Source organism: Streptomyces sp. NPDC048419 (assembly GCF_043200415.1).
Lineage (GTDB): Bacteria > Actinomycetota > Actinomycetes > Streptomycetales > Streptomycetaceae > Streptomyces.
Window position 1 is genome coordinate 166924 of the sequence record NZ_JBICXT010000012.1, and the last position, 16325, is coordinate 183248.

Genomic DNA, 16325 nt, shown 5'->3' on the forward strand with positions numbered 1-16325 from the left:
GCGCCCCCCCGCGGCCCTCTCCACCCCGCCCCGGCCCCCCACCCCCCTGGCCCCCCGCCGGCGCACCCCCCCGGGGCGCGGGGGGGGGGGGGGCCCGGCCCCCCCCCCCCCCGCCCGTCGGACGTCACCGTCGCGCCTGCGACCGTGAGCGGCTGTCAGCGCAGGAAGGGGTCCACCGCGACCGCCACGAAGAGCAGCGACACATAGGTGATGGACCAGTGGAACAGGCGCATCTCCTTGAGCTTCCCGCCCGTCACCTCGGACTTCGCGCGGTTCTGCAGCGCGTGCGCCTCCCACAGCCACCAGCCGCCGGCCGCCAGGGCGACCGTCGTGTAGAACCAGCCGGTGTAGCCGAGGGGCGTCAGGAGCAGGGAGACGGCGACCATCACCCAGCTGTAGACGACGATCTGCTTGGCGACCACCTTGTTGGAGGCGACGACCGGGAGCATCGGCACGCCCACGCGCGCGTAGTCCTCCTTGACCTTCATGGACAGCGGCCAGTAGTGCGGCGGGGTCCAGAAGAACATGACGAGGAAGAGGATGACCGGCGCCCAGGACATCGAGTCGGTGACTGCCGACCACCCGATGAGCACCGGCATGCAGCCCGCGATGCCGCCCCACACGATGTTCTGCGAGGTACGGCGCTTGAGGATCATCGTGTAGACGACGACGTAGAAGAGGAGCGCCCCGAGCGAGAGCCAGGCGGACAGCCAGTTGACGGTCAGCCCGAACAGCAGCGTCGAGACGACCGCCAGGGTGATGCCGAAGGCGAGGCACTCGCGCGGGCTGACCATCCCGGTGACCAGCGGACGCTGCGAGGTGCGGTCCATCAGCGCGTCGATGTCGCGGTCGATGTACATGTTCAGCGCGTTGGCGCCGCCCGCCGACAGGTATCCGCCCAGGCAGGTGAGCAGGACCAGCGTCAGGTCCGGCACCCCCTGCTGCGCCAGGAACATCACCGGAACGGTGGTGATGAGGAGCAGCTCGATGATCCGCGGCTTGGTCAGCGCCACGAACGCCTTGACACGGGCCCCGAACGGCCGGTGACTCGAGCTCCTGCTCTCCCCCAGCACCCCGGCTGGACGGGATTCGACGGCCGTCACGCACACCCCTACAGAGACATCCCAGCGAGCCCCCGCCCATGTGAAGTACCGGTAAAGGCTCGCGCGTACCACGCCACTTTAGACGTTGCCCATACCCCGATCTTCGCGGGGGTGGGGTCGTGTTGGCGGGGGGCCGTGACCGGCGGCGCACGGGTGCGCCCGGACGTCGTACTGAAGCTCGATTGAGCAGCGGGGCGAGCGGCTCCGTATTCAGTTGCCGACCACGGATCCGAGCAGTCGGGAGGCGGATCCTTGCCGGGCCCGGCAGTCTGGAATGACTCGAAAAAATGCGCGTTCTCACGGGGGTAGGCTCGACAGCGGCCGGTGGGCGTCCCAGTGCGCCGGCATTCGACATGCGTGACATGTGGAGAGGAGCCCTGACTCAGGGTGAGCACCAAGCCGACCACCACAGACCTCGAGTGGACCGAGTTGGACCAGCGGGCCGTGGACACCGCCCGCGTCCTGGCCGCCGACGCCGTACAGAAGGTCGGCAACGGCCATCCCGGTACGGCGATGAGCCTGGCGCCCGCCGCGTACACCCTCTTCCAGAAGGTGATGCGGCACGACCCCACCGATCCGGACTGGGTCGCCCGCGACCGCTTCGTCCTGTCCGCCGGTCACTCGTCCCTGACCCTCTACACACAGCTCTACCTGGCCGGCTTCGGCCTGGAGCTGGACGATCTCAAGGCCTTCCGCACCTGGGGCTCCAGGACCCCCGGTCACCCGGAGTACGGCCACACGACGGGCGTCGAGACCACGACCGGCCCGCTGGGCCAGGGTGTCGCCAACGCCGTGGGCATGGCGATGGCCGCCCGTTACGAGCGCGGTCTGTTCGACCCGGACGCTGCGCAGGGCGAGTCCCCCTTCGACCACTTCGTCTACTGCATCGCCGGTGACGGCTGCCTCCAGGAGGGCATCTCCTCCGAGGCGTCCTCGATGGCCGGCCACCAGCAGCTCGGCAACCTGATCCTGCTGTGGGACGACAACCACATCTCGATCGAGGGCGACACCGAGACGGCCGTCTCCGAGGACACCGTCAAGCGGTACGAGGCCTACGGCTGGCACGTGCAGCGCATCGCGCCGAAGCCGGACGGGGACCTCGACCCGCACGCGATCTACAACGCGATCGAGGCCGCGAAGCAGGTGACGGACCGGCCGTCGTTCATCGCGATGCGCTCGATCATCGCCTGGCCCGCCCCGAACGCGCAGAACACCGAGGCCGCGCACGGCTCGGCGCTCGGCGACGACGAGGTAGCGGCCACCAAGCGCGTCCTCGGCTTCGACCCCGGCAAGAGCTTCGAGGTCGCCGACGAGGTCCTCAAGCACACCCGCCAGGCGCAGGAGCGCGGCCGCGAGGCGAAGGCCGAGTGGGAGAAGTCGTTCCGGCTCTGGCGGCAGAACAACGCCGAGCGCGCGGCCGACTTCGACCGCATGGCCAAGGGTGAGCTGCCGGCCGGCTGGGAGGAGAAGCTCCCGGTCTTCGAGCCGGGCAAGGGCGTCGCGACCCGCGCCGCCTCGGGCAAGGTCCTCCAGGCCCTCGGTGCCGTGATCCCCGAGCTGTGGGGCGGCTCCGCCGACCTGGCCGGCTCCAACAACACGACCATCGACAAGACGAGTTCGTTCCTGCCGGCGGACAACCCGCTGCCGGAGGCGAACCCGTACGGCCGGACCATTCACTTCGGCATCCGCGAGCACTCCATGGCCGCGGAGATGAACGGCATCACCCTGCACGGCAACACCCGTGTCTACGGCGGTACGTTCCTGGTCTTCTCCGACTACATGCGCAACTCCGTGCGGCTGTCGGCGCTGATGCACCTGCCGGTGACGTACGTGTGGACGCACGACTCGATCGGTCTCGGCGAGGACGGCCCGACCCACCAGCCCATCGAGCACCTGGCATCGCTGCGTGCGATCCCCGGCCTGAACGTGGTGCGCCCGGCCGACGCCAACGAGACCGCGATCGCCTGGCGCGAGATCCTCCGCCGCTACACCAAGGTCTTCGGCGAGGGCGCTCCGCACGGTCTGGCGCTGACCCGTCAGGGCGTGCCGGTGTACGAGCCCGACGAGAACACGGCGCGCGGCGGTTACGTGCTGTTCGAGGCCGACGGCGGCGAGCCGCAGGTCGTCCTCATCGCGACCGGTTCCGAGGTGCACGTCGCCGTCGAGGCGCGCGAGCAGCTCCAGGCCGACGGGGTGCCCACGCGAGTCGTGTCCATGCCGTGCGTGGAGTGGTTCGAGGAGCAGGACCAGGGGTACCGGGACAGCGTTCTGCCGCCGAACGTGAAGGCGCGGGTCGCGGTCGAGGCCGGTATCGGACTGACCTGGCACAGGTATGTCGGGGACGCGGGCCGCATCGTTTCCCTGGAGCACTTCGGTGCTTCCGCCGACGGCAAGGTCCTCTTCCGCGAGTTCGGCTTCACTGCCGAGAACGTGGCCGCCAAGGCCCGGGAATCCATCGCCGCCGCCCAGCGCTGACGCTCACATACGACACGTAGGAGATGTAATTCCATGACAGACGCACTGAAGCGCCTCTCCGAAGAAGGCGTCGCGATCTGGCTGGACGACCTGTCGCGCAAGCGGATCACGTCCGGCAACCTCGCCGAACTGATCGACCAGCAGCACGTCGTGGGCGTCACCACCAACCCGACGATCTTCCAGAAGGCGATCTCGCAGGGCGACGGCTACGACGCGCAGCTGACCGACCTCGCCGCCCGCAAGGTCACCGTCGAAGAGGCCGTACGCATGATCACCACGGCGGACGTCCGCGACGCCGCCGACATCCTGCGCCCCGTCTTCGACGCCACCGACGGCCAGGACGGCCGGGTGTCGATCGAGGTCGACCCGCGCCTCGCGCACAACACCAGGGCCACCGTCGCCGAGGCCAAGCAGCTGGCCTGGCTGGTGGACCGGCCCAACACGCTCATCAAGATCCCGGCCACCATGGGCGGCCTCCCGGCGATCACCGAGGTCATCGGCCTCGGCATCAGCGTCAACGTCACGCTGATCTTCTCGCTCGAGCGCTACCGCGAGGTCATGGACGCCTACCTCTCCGGCCTGGAGAAGGCCAAGGAGCGCGGCCTGGACCTCTCGCAGATCCGCTCCGTGGCGTCCTTCTTCGTGTCCCGCGTGGACACCGAGATCGACAAGCGGCTCGACGCGCTGGGCACCGACGAGGCCAAGGCGCTGCGCGGCAAGGCCGCCGTCGCCAACGCGCGCCTCGCCTACGAGGCGTACGAGGAGGTCTTCTCCTCCGACCGCTGGAACGCGCTGGAGAAGGCGGGCGCCCGCAAGCAGCGTCCGCTGTGGGCCTCCACCGGTGTGAAGGACAAGGCCTACAAGCCGACGCTGTACGTCGACGACCTGGTCGCGCCCAACACGGTCAACACCATGCCGGAGGCCACCCTGGAGGCCACCGAGGAGCACGGCTCGATCACCGGCAACGCCATCGCCGGGACGTACGCGCAGGCCCGCGCCGACATCGACGCCGTCGAGAAGCTCGGGATCTCGTACAACGAGGTGGTTCAGCTCCTGGAGGACGAGGGCGTCGAGAAGTTCGAGGCGTCCTGGAACGACCTGCTCAAGTCGACCGAGGCGGAGCTGGAGCGCCTCGCCCCCTCGGAGGGTTGATCTTTGTCGAGCAGCAACCCGCTGCGTGACCCCGCAGACCGACGGCTCCCGCGTATCGCGGGGCCGTCGGGCCTGGTCATCTTCGGCGTCACGGGCGACTTGTCACGGAAGAAGCTCATGCCCGCCGTGTACGACCTCGCCAACAGGGGTCTGCTGCCGCCGGGCTTCTCGCTGGTGGGCTTCGCCCGCCGCGAATGGCAGCACGAGGACTTCGCGGCCGAGGTCCACGACGCCGTCAAGGAGCACGCCCGCACGCCGTTCCGCGAGGAGGTCTGGCAGCAGCTCATCCAGGGGATGCGCTTCGTCCAGGGCACCTTCGACGACGACGACGCGTTCGAGCGGCTGCGCGCCACCATCGAGGAGCTCGACAAGGCACAGGGCACGGGGGGCAACTTCGCCTTCTACCTGTCCGTGCCGCCGCGCTCCTTCCCGGTCGTGATCCAGCAGCTGAAGAAGCACGGGCTGGCCGACCAGAGCTCCGGCTCCTGGCGCCGCGCGGTCATCGAGAAGCCCTTCGGCCACGACCTGAAGTCGGCCGAGGAGCTCAACACGACCGTCGAGGAGGTCTTCGCCCCGGACCAGGTCTTCCGCATCGACCACTACCTGGGCAAGGAGACCGTCCAGAACATCCTGGCGCTGCGCTTCGCCAACACGATGTTCGAACCGATCTGGAACCGGTCCTTCGTGGACCATGTGCAGATCACCATGGCCGAGGACATCGGCATCGGCGGCCGGGCCGGCTACTACGACGGCATCGGCGCCGCCCGCGACGTCATCCAGAACCACCTCCTGCAGCTGATGGCCCTGACGGCCATGGAGGAGCCCGCCTCCTTCGACGCGGACGCGCTGGCCGCGGAGAAGACGAAGGTGCTCGGCGCCGTACGGCTGCCGAAGGACCTGGGCCGGGACACCGTGCGCGGGCAGTACGCGGCCGGCTGGCAGGGCGGCGAGAAGGCGGTCGGGTACCTCCAGGAGGAGGGCATCGACCCCAAGTCGAAGACCGACACCTACGCCGCCCTCAAGCTGGAGATCGACAACCGCCGCTGGGCGGGCGTCCCCTTCTATCTCCGCACCGGCAAGCGCCTGGGCCGCCGGGTCACCGAGATCGCGGTCGTCTTCCAGCGGGCGCCGCACTCCCCCTTCGACCACACGGCGACGGAGGAGCTCGGCAAGAACGCGATCGTCATCCGCGTCCAGCCGGACGAGGGCGTGACGGTCCGCTTCGGCTCGAAGGTGCCGGGCACCTCGATGGAGATCCGGGACGTGTCGATGGACTTCGCCTACGGCGAGTCCTTCACCGAGTCCTCCCCGGAGGCGTACGAACGCCTGATCCTCGACGTGCTGCTCGGCGACTCGAACCTCTTCCCGCGCACCGAGGAGGTCGAGCTGTCCTGGCAGATCCTCGACCCGATCGAGCAGTACTGGGACCAGCACGGCAAGCCCGCCCAGTACCCGTCCGGTACCTGGGGTCCCGTCGAGGCGGACGAAATGCTCGCACGAGAGGGACGGAGCTGGCGCCGGCCATGAAGATAGACCTCACGGACACCACGGCCAGCAAGATCAACAAGGCGCTGGTGCAGGGCCGGCGGGCCATCGGCACGCCGGCCGTGGGCATGGTGCTCACGCTGGTCATCGTGACGGACGAGGAGAACGCGTACGACGCCCTGAAGGCGGCGAACGACGCCTCGCGCGAGCACCCCTCGCGCACGCTCGTGGTCATCAAGCGCGTCTCCCGCACCCCCCGCGACCGCACGTCGTCCCGCCTGGACGCGGAGGTGCGGGTCGGCGCGGAGGCGGGCACGGGCGAGACGGTGGTGCTCCGCCTCTACGGCGAAGTGGTCGACCACGCCCAGTCGGTGGTGCTGCCGCTGCTGCTGCCGGACGCCCCGGTGGTGGCCTGGTGGCCGGTGAACGCGCCGCTCGACCCGGCGAACGACCCGCTGGGCGCCCTCGCCCAGCGCCGCGTCACGGACACGTACGCCGCGGAGCAGCCGGTGCGGGAGCTGACGGCGCGCGCCGACACGTACACCCCCGGCGACACCGACCTGTCCTGGACCCGCATCACGCCCTGGCGCTCGATGCTGGCCGCCGCGCTCGACCAGGTCACCTGCAAGGTGGAGGCCGTCGAGGTGGAGGGCGAGGAGTTCAACCCGAGCTGCGAGCTGCTGGCGATGTGGCTCGCGGACCGGCTGGACGTGCCGGTGAAGCGGTCGCTGTCCAACGGGCCCGGCCTCACCGCGGTACGCATGGCCACCGACACCGGTCAGATCACCCTGGACCGGGCCGACGGCGCCCTGGCCACGCTCTCCATCCAGGGCCAGCCGGACCGTGCGGTGGCGCTGAAGCGGCGTGAGACGGCCGAGCTGATCGCCGAGGAGCTGCGGCGGCTGGACCCGGACGACACGTACGCGTCGGCGCTGCGGTTCGGGGTGGAGCGGCTGCACGAGGCACCGGCGCCGCTGCCCTCCTTTCCGGACCCGGACCCCAAAGGAGAACGGGCCGGCGTCGAGGCCCCTGGCGAGGGCGCTGCGGAAGCTCCCGCGCGGGAAGCGGCGGCGCAGGCGCCGGTGACGGACCCCGAGGCGCCCGCGACGGACCCCGAGGCGCCGGCGACGGGAAAGAAGGCGACGGCGCAGTGAGCACTCCGCAGCTGGTCGTGCACCGCGACAAGGAACTGATGGCGCAGGCCGCCGCGGCCCGTCTGATCACGAAGATCGTCGACGCGCAGGCCTCCCGGGGCTACGCGTCCGTGGTCCTCACGGGCGGCCGCAACGGCAACGGCCTGCTGGCCGCGCTGGCGGCCGCGCCGGCCCGGGACGCGATCGACTGGCACCGGCTCGACCTGTGGTGGGGGGACGAGCGCTTCCTGCCGGAGGGCGATCCCGAGCGCAATGTCACGCAGGCCTGCGAGGCCCTGCTGGACTCCGTCCCGCTGGACCCCAAGCGCGTGCACGCCATGCCCGCGTCGGACGGGCCCTACGGAGCGGACGCCGAGGCGGCGGCGGAGGGTTACGCGGAGGAGCTGGTGCGGGCGGCCGGCCCCGAGAACCACGCCTCCGTCCCCAGTTTCGACGTCCTGATGCTGGGCGTCGGCCCGGACACGCACGTGGCCTCGCTCTTCCCCGAACTCCCCGCGGTCCGTGAGACGGAGCGCACGGTGGTCGGCGTCCACGGCGCGCCGAAGCCGCCGCCTACGCGGGTGACCCTGACCCTCCCGGCGATCCGTGCCGCCCGCGAGGTCTGGCTGCTCGCCGCCGGCGAGGACAAGGCCGAGGCGGCCGCGATCGCCCTCTCGGGCGCGGGCGAGATCCAGGCCCCTGCGGCGGGCGCTCGGGGCCGCTCACGCACCCTGTGGCTCCTGGACGCGCCGGCGGCCTCGCAGCTGCCGCGTTCGCTCTATCCGCCGGCGTCACCCTGAAGGTTCGTGCCGGGAAAGGGCGGCGGGGGTGAACAGCCCCCGCCGCCCTTTCACTTGACCGACCCCGCCATGACGCCCTGGACGAAATGCCGCTGGAACGCGAAGAACACGATGACCGGTACCACCAGTGAGAGGAACGCGCCGGGTGCCAGCACATCGATGTTGCTGCCGAACTGCCGTATCTGCGACTGGAGTTGGACCGTCAGGGGCTGCGACGAGCTGTCGGCGAAGAGCAGGGCGACCAGCATGTCGTTCCAGACCCAGAGGAACTGGAAGATGGCCAGCGAGGCGATCGCGGGGCGGCCCACCGGCAGCACGAGACGCGTGAAGATGCGCCACTCGCTGCCGCCGTCCATCCGCGCGGCCTCCAGCATCTCCTTGGGCATATCGGCGAAGTAGTTCCTCAGCAGGAAGACGGCGAACGGCAGGCCGTAGGCCACATGGAACAGCACCACGCCCGGGATCGTTCCGAACAGGCCCAGCGCGCCGAAGAGTTTGGCCACCGGCAGCAGACCGATCTGCACGGGCACCACCAACAGCGCCACCACGACCAGGAAGACGGCCTCCCGGCCGGGGAAGTCCAGCCAGGCGAAGGCGTATCCGGCCAGCGCCGCGAGGACGACGACCAGGACGGTCGCCGGCACCGAGATCAGCACCGTGTTCCAGAAGGCCTGCGTCATCCCGGCGTTCTTCAGCAGCGCCGAGTAGTTGTCGAAGGACAGCTGCCCGGGACTGGAGAACACCTTCCACCAGCCGCTGCTCGCCGAGTCCTGGCTGGACCGCAGCGAGGACAGGAACAGCCCCGCCAGCGGCGTCAGCCACACCAGGCCGATCAGCACGAGGAATGCCTGCACCAGCCCGCTGCTCAGGCCGCGCCTGACCGCGTTCATCGCTGACTCCTTCGGAAACGACGGACGTTGAAGACCATCGCGGGGACGACCAGCAGCAGAAGCAGCACACCGAGCGCACTGCCGAGCCCCTGGTTGTTGCCGCCGCCGAAGGACACCAGCCACATCTGGGTGGCCAGTACGGTGGCGTCCTCCTGCACCGGGCCCGGCGCGATGATGTAGACGAGGTCGAAGACCTTCATCACGTTGATCACGAGGGTCACGAAGACCACCGTCAGCACGGGCGCGAGCAGCGGCACCGTGATCCGCCGGAAGATCTGCCACTCGTTGGCGCCGTCCATCCGGGCCGCCTCCAGCGCGTCGCGCGGCAGCGTCGCGAGTCCGGCGCCGATCAGGACCATCGCGAAGCCCGTCCAGATCCACAGGTACGCGCCGATGATCGCGGGTGTGACCAGCGCGGGCCCGAGCCAGGAGATCCCGTCGTAGGGCTGCGCGAAGTTCGAGCCCGGCAGCTTCACCGTGTACGAACCGGAGCCGAGGCCCTTGAAGACGAACGAGCCGTCGGAGGCGGTCGTCGTGCTCCCGGCCGTCCTCCCGTCGGACCGCACCGCCTCGACCGTCATCTGCGGCAGCCCGCTCTCACGCCGGTCGACCTTGCCCTGCTCGCCGCCCCCGCCGGGGGTGAAGTCCAGGTAGACCACCCCGCGCAGCTCGTCGGAGGCCGCCTTGCGGGTCGCTGCCGTGTAGGCCGGTTCGGCCCCCGACGGCAGGTCCTTGGGCGCCACCCCCACCAGTCCGAGCGCCACCGAGTTCCCGGGCGAGACGCCCCTGCCCGTGCGGTACGAGCCGTCCGGACCCGTCTTCAGGCCCTGGCCCACCCGGGCCCGCGCCGTCGGATACTCCGAGGTGCCCTGGAAGGTGTCGTGCACCCCGACCACGGCCGCGTTCAGCACGCCCTTGTTGGGGTCCTCGTCGTAGGCGAGCCGGAAGATGATGCCCGCCGCGAGGAAGGACACCGCCATCGGCATGAACAGCAGCAGCTTGAAGGCGGTGGCCCAGCGGACCTTCTCCACCAGGACGGCGAGGATCAGGCCGAGTCCGGTCAGCAGCGCCGGCGCCACGACGACCCAGATGGCCGTGTTCCGCACGGCCTTGAGGGTCGCCGGGTCACGGAACATCTCGGTGTAGTTCTCGCCGCCGACGAAGCGGGTGCCGGACGCGTCGAAGAAGCTGCGGCCGACCGAGAACAGCACCGGGTACACCACCAGCGCGCCCAGCAGGAGCAGGGCCGGGAAGGCGAACAGCACGGCGACGATCCGGGCCCGCCGGCGCGAGCGGCGGGCGCGTTCGACGGCCCCGGTCCCAGGGGGACTTGTCTCTTTCACCAGAGTCGCGGTCATGAGACGTCAGCCCTTGTAAGCCTTGGCCGCGGCGGCCTCGAGCTGCGCCGCGGTCTTCTTCGGGTCCGACGGGTCGCGCAGGAAGTCCTGGAGCAGCTTCCACTCGCCGGCGCCCTTCGTCCCGCCGAACGCCGCCGGCGCCTGGTCGGACATGTCGAAGCGGACCGAATCCCCGGCCCCGACGAGGGACTTGGCGGTGGCGCGGGTGACGTCGTCGCCGTACTCGCCGAGGTCGAGCTTCTTGTTCGGGGAGAGGAAGCCGCCGGCCTTCGCCCATACGGCCGCGGCCTCGGGGGTCGCCAGGTACTCCAGGAGCTTCATGCCGGCCTTGGAGTTCTTGCCGTCCTTCAGGACGACGGCGGCGTCACCGCCGCTGACCACCGGCGCCTTGCCCCCGTCGACCGCGGGGAAGGGGAAGAAGTCGGCGTCCTTGCCGATCGTTCTGCCGAACTGGTCCTTGGCGACACCGGCGACGAAGTCGCCCTCGTAGACCATGCCGGCCTCGGGCTTGGGACCGAAGACCTTCTCCACCGAGCCCGGGAAGTCGGTGTTGAGGGCCTCCTTCTGGCCGCCGGCGATCAGCTGCTTGTCCTTGAAGAGCTTGCCGAGCGTGCCGAGCGCCTTGACCACCGACGCATCCGTCCACTTCAGCTTGTGGGCGGCCAGGGCGTCGTACTTCGCGGGGCCCGCCTGCGAGAGGTACACGTTCTCGAACCAGTCGGTGAGCGTCCAGCCGTCCTGCCCGGCGACCGAGAAGGCGGCGAGTCCGGAGTCGGAGACGGTGTGCCCCGCCTTCAGCATCGCGTCGTACGTCGTCGGCGGCTTGACGCCGGCCTGGTCGAGGGCGTCGGGGCTGTACCAGACCGTCGACTTGTGGGCGGCCTTGAAGTACAGCCCGTACAGCTTGCCGTCGACGCTGCCGTACTTCTTCCAGACGGACGCGTATCCGTCGTCCACCGACTTCTCGGCGGTCGGGGACAGGGGCTTCAGCCAGCCCTTCTGCGCGAACTGCTGGAGCACGCCGACCTGCGGGACCATCACCACGTCGGGCGCGTTGCCGCCCTCGATCTTGCTGCCGACGACGGTGGAGACGTTGTCGCCGGTGGACGTGAACTGCGTCTTGGCGCCGGTCTTCGCGGTGAACGCGTCCAGCACCTTCTGGAAGTTCTTCTGCTCGCTGCCGGACCAGACACCGGCCACGTTGACCGTCTGGCCGCTGAGCGCCTTGTCTCCGCCGCCGGCGGAGACCGGGCCGCTGCCTCCGCACGCGGTGGCGCCGAGCGCCAGGGCGAGGGCGGTGCAGCCGGTGAGCAGGGTCGTGCGTCGTCGCATCATCGTTGATGTCCCTTCGAGGGGTGGGAAGTTGACGGAAAATCAGCAGCCGCCGCGGGGTGCGGCGGTGGTCAGAGGTCGCTCAGCCACCAGGCCGCCGTCGAGCCGGGCAGCACCCCGGCCGGGCACGGGCCGCTGGACAGCAGCGGGGTGCCGGAGACGGGCGCGGGCGTGGGTGCCGTACCGAAGTTGACGGCGCAGACCAGGCCGTCGCCGCGGACGAAGCCGAGGACGCCGGGCGGGGTGTCCAGCCAGTCGAGCGTGCCCTCGCCCAACTGCGGCAGTGCGGCCCGTAGTTGGAGGCCGTCGCGGTACAGGTGCCAGAAGGAGCGGGTGTCGGCGAGGGCACGGTCGGTGGCGTACTCGGCGAAGTACGACGGCTGCGGCAGCCAGGGCCGCGCGCTCTCGGCGCCGGAGGTGAAGCCGAACGGCGAGGCCTGCCCGGACCACGGCAGCGGCACCCGGCAGCCGTCGCGGATCCGCGCCCGGCTTCCGGTGCGGCGGAATATCGGGTCGGTGAGCACGTCGTCGGGCAGGTCGACGACCTCGGGCAGGCCCAGCTCCTCGCCCTGGTAGATGTACGCGGCTCCGGGCAGCGCCAGCATCAGCAGTGCGGCGGCTCTTGCGCGGGCGGCACCGAGGGGCGCGGGCCCCAGGCCGCTGCTCTCGGTGGCGGGTTCGCCGTAGCGGGTGACGGTGCGGACCTGGTCGTGGTTGTTGAGCACCCAGGTGACGGTGGAGCCGGTGCCGGCGATGTCCTGCATGGCCTCGGAGATGACCTTGCGGAAGGCGTCGGCGTTCCAGGGCGCGCTGAGCAGGTCGAAGAAGAAGGCCTGGTGCAGCTCGTCCGACCGTACGTACCGGGCGTGTTCGCGGGCGTTCGGCACGGACACCTCGCCTACCAGCAGCCGCTCGAGGCCGTCTCGCTGCGTGTACTCCTCGCACACCGACCGCCAGTGGCGCCACACGTCGTGCACCTCGGGCTGGTTCCAGGCGAGCGGGTTGACCGAGTCGCGGGTGCGGGCGTCGACCTCCGGGTCGTCGGAGTCGGGCAGGTCGGGGTGCTTGAAGAGACCGGCCGCGACGTCGATGCGGAAGCCGTCGATGCCCCGGTCCAGCCAGAAGCGGAGCACCCGGTCGAACTCGGCGCCGACCTCGGGGGTGCGCCAGTTCCAGTCGGGCTGCTCGGGCGCGAACATGTGCAGGTACCACTGGCCGGGGCTGCCGTCCGGCTCGGTGACCCGGCTCCAGGCCGGCCCGCCGAACATGGAGTGCCAGTTGTTGGGCGGCTCGGCGCCTTCGGGACCGCGTCCGTCGGCGAAGTGGAAGCGGGCGCGGGCCGCGCTGCCGGGCGCCGAGGCGAGTGCCTCCTTGAACCACGGGTGCTCGCTGGAGCAGTGGTTGGGCACGACGTCGAGCAGCACCTTGACGCCGAGCCGCCGGGCGGCCGCCGTCAGCAGGTCGAACTCGGCGAGGTCGCCGAAGAGCGGGTCGACGTCGCAGTAGTCGGCCACGTCGTAGCCGTGGTCGTGCTGGGGCGAGGGGTAGAAGGGGCTCAGCCAGATCCCGTCCACGCCCAGCTTCTTCAGATACGGCAGCCCGGCCCGGACGCCGGCCAGATCGCCGATTCCGTCGCCGGTGCTGTCCAGGAAGCTGCGGACGTACACCTGGTAGATCACTGCGTCCCGCCACCAGCGGCACTTACTCAACATGCATGCATGTTAGGTAGCCATGTCTCAGGGGTGTCAATGAAAAGAATGGATGCTACTGGTGGGTTGGGGTTCCAAATACGGACTTACCGGGGCAAGGTTGCGCCAGTTGAGATGTCGGCGTTACTTAACAAGTAACTAGGAGGGCTACGAGGGAGCTATCGCCCGGGGATCGCGGCCAGTTCCCGCGCCAGTCGCCGTACGGCCGCCGCGGGCGTCTCGTGCCCCGTCATCGCGTCGTGCACGACCGCCTGCACCACCAGGCTGACCTGGCCGTAGCGCGGGCTCTGGGGACGCGGCGCGGCCGAGCGCACGCTCTCGCGCAGGGTCGGCAGATAGGGGAACTGCCGTATCAGATCGGGGTCTTGGTAGAGCGCGGCCCGCACGGGCGGCAGCGCGCCGCGGGTGAGGACCTGGCGCTGGACCGGCGCGCTCGTGAGGTACGCGATCAGGCGCGCGGCCGAATCCGGGTGCCTGGCATGGGTGTTGACGGCCAGGTTGGAGCCGCCGAGGACGCTCCTGCCGGGGCCCCCCAGGCCCGGCAGCGGCACGGCGCCGATCTTGCCGGCGACCGGGGAGCCCTTGGCCGAGGAGGCGACGTAGGCATAGGGCCAGTTGCGCAGGAAGAGCAGCTTTCCGTCCCGGAAGGCCTGCTTGGACTCCTCCTCCTTGTACGTCAGCGCCTTCTTCGGGATCCAGCCCTCGCGCACGCCCCGGGCGAGGAAGCCGATGCCCTCGCGGGCGGCTGCGGAGTTCACGGTGACCCGGGCGCCCTCGTCGCCGAGGATGCTGCCGCCGGCCGAGTAGACGGCCTCGGCCGCGTTGACGGTCAGGCCCTCGTACGGCAGGAACTGCCCCGCATAACCGTCGAGTCCGTACTTCGGCGCGATGGTCTTGGCGTCCTGCTCCAGCTCGGCCCAGGTACGCGGCGGTGGGACGCCCTCCTTGGCGAGGACGTCCTTGCGGTAGAGGAGCAGACCCGCGTTGGTGACGTACGGGACGGCGTACAGACGGCCGTCGTACTCAGCGGTCTTGACGACCGGTTTCAGGAAGGTCCCCAGCGGGAAACGGTCGCGGGGCAGCGGGCGGATCCAGCCCGCCGCCGCGAACTCCGAGGTCCAGCTGACGTCGATGTTGAGGACGTCGAACCGGCTGCTGTCCCCGCCGCGCAGGTCGGTGGCCATCTGGGCGTGCGTCTCGTCGGCGGAGTCCGGCAGCTCGACGAGGGTGACCTTCTCGCCGGGGTGGGTGCGGTTCCAGCCTTCGAGGAGAGGCCCGAGATAGTCGGTGAGGTCCCCGGCGGTCGCGAGCGTCAGGGGCCCGCGGCCGTCCGCCGGACCCTCGTCGGCATGGGCGCCGGAGGCGATGTAACCGGTCATGACCACGACGAGAACGAGAAGGCCCCTACCGGCGGCGTGTATCCACCGCATAGGTTCCTCCTTGCACACCGGCCCCGGGCGCCTTCGCCCGGAGTCAGAGGCCATGTATACCTGTTAGGTATGGGCGATACTAGGGCCTGGCGGCAATCTACCGTCGTCCGTCCGAAGGACGGACGGCAGGCCCTAGGGGCCTGGAGCACATTGGGCAGAGTAGGAGGACAGCACGCGTGCGTCTGCCCCTCCTGGCTCTTCTAGCGCGCGGGCCGGCGCACGGCTACGAGCTCAAGCAGGGCCTTGAGCAACTGCTGGGCTCCGCGTACCCTCAGCCGAACGTCGGCCAGATCTACGTGACCCTCGGCCGCCTCGAGAAGCAGGGGCTGATCGAGGGCGAGGACGTCGAGCAGTCGAGCCGGCCCAACAAAAAGGTCTATCACCTCACCGAATCCGGACGCGAGGCACTGCGCGCCTGGTTCGAGGAGCCCGAGGACGAGCCGCGGGTGCGGGACGAGTTCTTCATGAAGCTGGCGCTCGCACCGCAGACGGGTCTCGCCGACCAGATCGCCCTCATCAACCAACAGCGGCGGCAGTACCTCAACACCATGCGCAACCTCTCGAAACTGGCCGCCGCCGAGAACCGGGACAACCGCGTCGCGCAGCTGCTGATAGAGGGCGCGATGCTGCACCTCCAGGCCGACCTCGACTGGCTGGAGCGGTGCCAGGAAGAGCTGGAGGAGCTGGAGTGAGCGACAGTCCCGCTCCCGTGCTGCAGGCCGAGGGCCTGGTCAGGACGCACCACGGCGAGGGCGCGCCGGCGTATGCCGTGCGCGGTGTCGACCTCTGCGTACGGCAGGGCGAGTTCGTGGCCGTCACCGGCCCGTCCGGCGCCGGAAAGTCGACGCTGCTGCATCTGCTGGGCGGGCTCCAGCGGCCGGACGGCGGCAGCATCCGGCTGGACGGCGCGCTCACGGACGCCTGGAGCGAGGCCCGCTGGGCGGTGGAGCGCAGGAAGCGCATCGGGATCGTCTTCCAGTTCTTCAACCTGGTCTCCAGCCTCTCCGTCGCCGACAACGTGGAGCTGCCCGCGCTGCTCGCCGGAGTGGCGCCCCGGAAGGCGCGCGCCGGGCGCGAGGAGCTGCTGGCCGAGCTGGGGCTCGCGGGCAAGGAGCGCAGCATGCCGGGCGAGCTGTCCGGCGGTGAGCAGCAGCGGGTCGCGCTGGCCCGGGCACTGGTCAACCACCCGCCGCTGCTGCTGGCCGACGAGCCCGCGGGCAGCCTGGACAGCAAGGGCACCCGCGAGGTGATGCGGCTGCTGTCCCGCTTCCACCAGCGTGGCCAGACGATCGTTCTGGTCACCCACGACGCCCGGCTGGCGAGCGCCGCGGACCGGGTGATCAGCTTCTTCGACGGGCGCATAGCCGACGACGCCGAACTGGACGGCAGGCCGACCCGCGGGACCGGGATATCGAGCGTGCTGGAACTCAGGGACTGACATGCGGCTGTACGACGACC

General features: G+C 70.2%; 13 protein-coding genes. 7 read left to right on the top strand and 6 right to left on the bottom strand.

Features of this window, described 5'->3' with window-relative positions:
• Positions 1 to 155 precede the first annotated feature (155 nt).
• Positions 156 to 1109, bottom strand: coding sequence for a heme o synthase (locus ACGFYN_RS25120; RefSeq protein WP_393868093.1), 954 nt, complete (start codon positions 1107 to 1109; stop codon positions 156 to 158).
• A 381-nt stretch (positions 1110 to 1490) separates the two neighbouring features.
• Here ACGFYN_RS25120 and tkt point away from each other — a divergent pair, with 381 nt between their 5' ends.
• From tkt to pgl, 5 genes are read left to right on the top strand one after another with little or no spacing between them, the layout of a single operon-like run.
• Positions 1491 to 3578 carry a transketolase gene (gene tkt / locus ACGFYN_RS25125; RefSeq protein ID WP_393868094.1) on the top strand — a complete coding sequence of 696 codons (2088 nt, stop codon included), beginning with the start codon at positions 1491 to 1493 and terminating at the stop codon, positions 3576 to 3578.
• Positions 3579 to 3611: 33 nt separating this feature from the next.
• Positions 3612 to 4730 (top strand): transaldolase, encoded by a 1119-nt coding sequence (gene tal, locus ACGFYN_RS25130; RefSeq protein ID WP_393868095.1) that lies wholly within the window; start codon positions 3612 to 3614, stop codon positions 4728 to 4730.
• Positions 4731 to 4733: 3 nt separating this feature from the next.
• Complete coding sequence (zwf, locus tag ACGFYN_RS25135; RefSeq protein ID WP_393868096.1) at positions 4734 to 6257, top strand: glucose-6-phosphate dehydrogenase; 1524 nt, start codon at positions 4734 to 4736, stop codon at positions 6255 to 6257.
• Entirely contained in the window at positions 6254 to 7369 is a 1116-nt protein-coding gene (gene opcA, locus ACGFYN_RS25140; RefSeq protein ID WP_393868097.1) for a glucose-6-phosphate dehydrogenase assembly protein OpcA, read from the top strand. Before zwf ends, opcA begins: the two co-directional genes overlap by 4 nt.
• Positions 7366 to 8148: a 6-phosphogluconolactonase gene (gene pgl, locus ACGFYN_RS25145; RefSeq protein ID WP_393868098.1), complete on the top strand. Its 783-nt coding sequence runs from the start codon at positions 7366 to 7368 to the stop codon at positions 8146 to 8148. Before opcA ends, pgl begins: the two co-directional genes overlap by 4 nt.
• A gap of 50 nt (positions 8149 to 8198) precedes the next feature.
• Here pgl and ACGFYN_RS25150 read toward each other — a convergent pair whose 3' ends face one another.
• The 5 genes from ACGFYN_RS25150 to ACGFYN_RS25170 form a co-directional block, all read right to left on the bottom strand.
• Entirely contained in the window at positions 8199 to 9038 is an 840-nt protein-coding gene (locus ACGFYN_RS25150; protein WP_393868099.1) for a carbohydrate ABC transporter permease, read from the bottom strand.
• Positions 9035 to 10396, bottom strand: coding sequence for an ABC transporter permease subunit (locus tag ACGFYN_RS25155; protein WP_393868100.1), 1362 nt, complete (start codon positions 10394 to 10396; stop codon positions 9035 to 9037). The genes ACGFYN_RS25150 and ACGFYN_RS25155 overlap by 4 nt, the downstream gene beginning before the upstream one ends.
• Before the next feature lie 6 nt (positions 10397 to 10402).
• Entirely contained in the window at positions 10403 to 11731 is a 1329-nt protein-coding gene (locus ACGFYN_RS25160; protein WP_393868101.1) for an ABC transporter substrate-binding protein, read from the bottom strand.
• Between the two features lie 68 nt (positions 11732 to 11799).
• Positions 11800 to 13440: an alpha-amylase family glycosyl hydrolase gene (locus ACGFYN_RS25165; protein WP_393868102.1), complete on the bottom strand. Its 1641-nt coding sequence runs from the start codon at positions 13438 to 13440 to the stop codon at positions 11800 to 11802.
• A 155-nt stretch (positions 13441 to 13595) separates the two neighbouring features.
• Positions 13596 to 14867 carry an ABC transporter substrate-binding protein gene (locus tag ACGFYN_RS25170; RefSeq protein WP_393868103.1) on the bottom strand — a complete coding sequence of 424 codons (1272 nt, stop codon included), beginning with the start codon at positions 14865 to 14867 and terminating at the stop codon, positions 13596 to 13598.
• A 176-nt stretch (positions 14868 to 15043) separates the two neighbouring features.
• On the opposite strand from ACGFYN_RS25170, the gene ACGFYN_RS25175 reads away from it, so the two are divergent.
• Positions 15044 to 15559, top strand: coding sequence for a PadR family transcriptional regulator (locus tag ACGFYN_RS25175; protein ID WP_393868104.1), 516 nt, complete (start codon positions 15044 to 15046; stop codon positions 15557 to 15559).
• A complete protein-coding gene (locus ACGFYN_RS25180; protein ID WP_393868105.1) occupies positions 15556 to 16305 on the top strand; it encodes an ABC transporter ATP-binding protein in 750 nt (249 codons plus the stop codon). The genes ACGFYN_RS25175 and ACGFYN_RS25180 overlap by 4 nt, the downstream gene beginning before the upstream one ends.
• Positions 16306 to 16325: the final 20 nt, after the last annotated feature.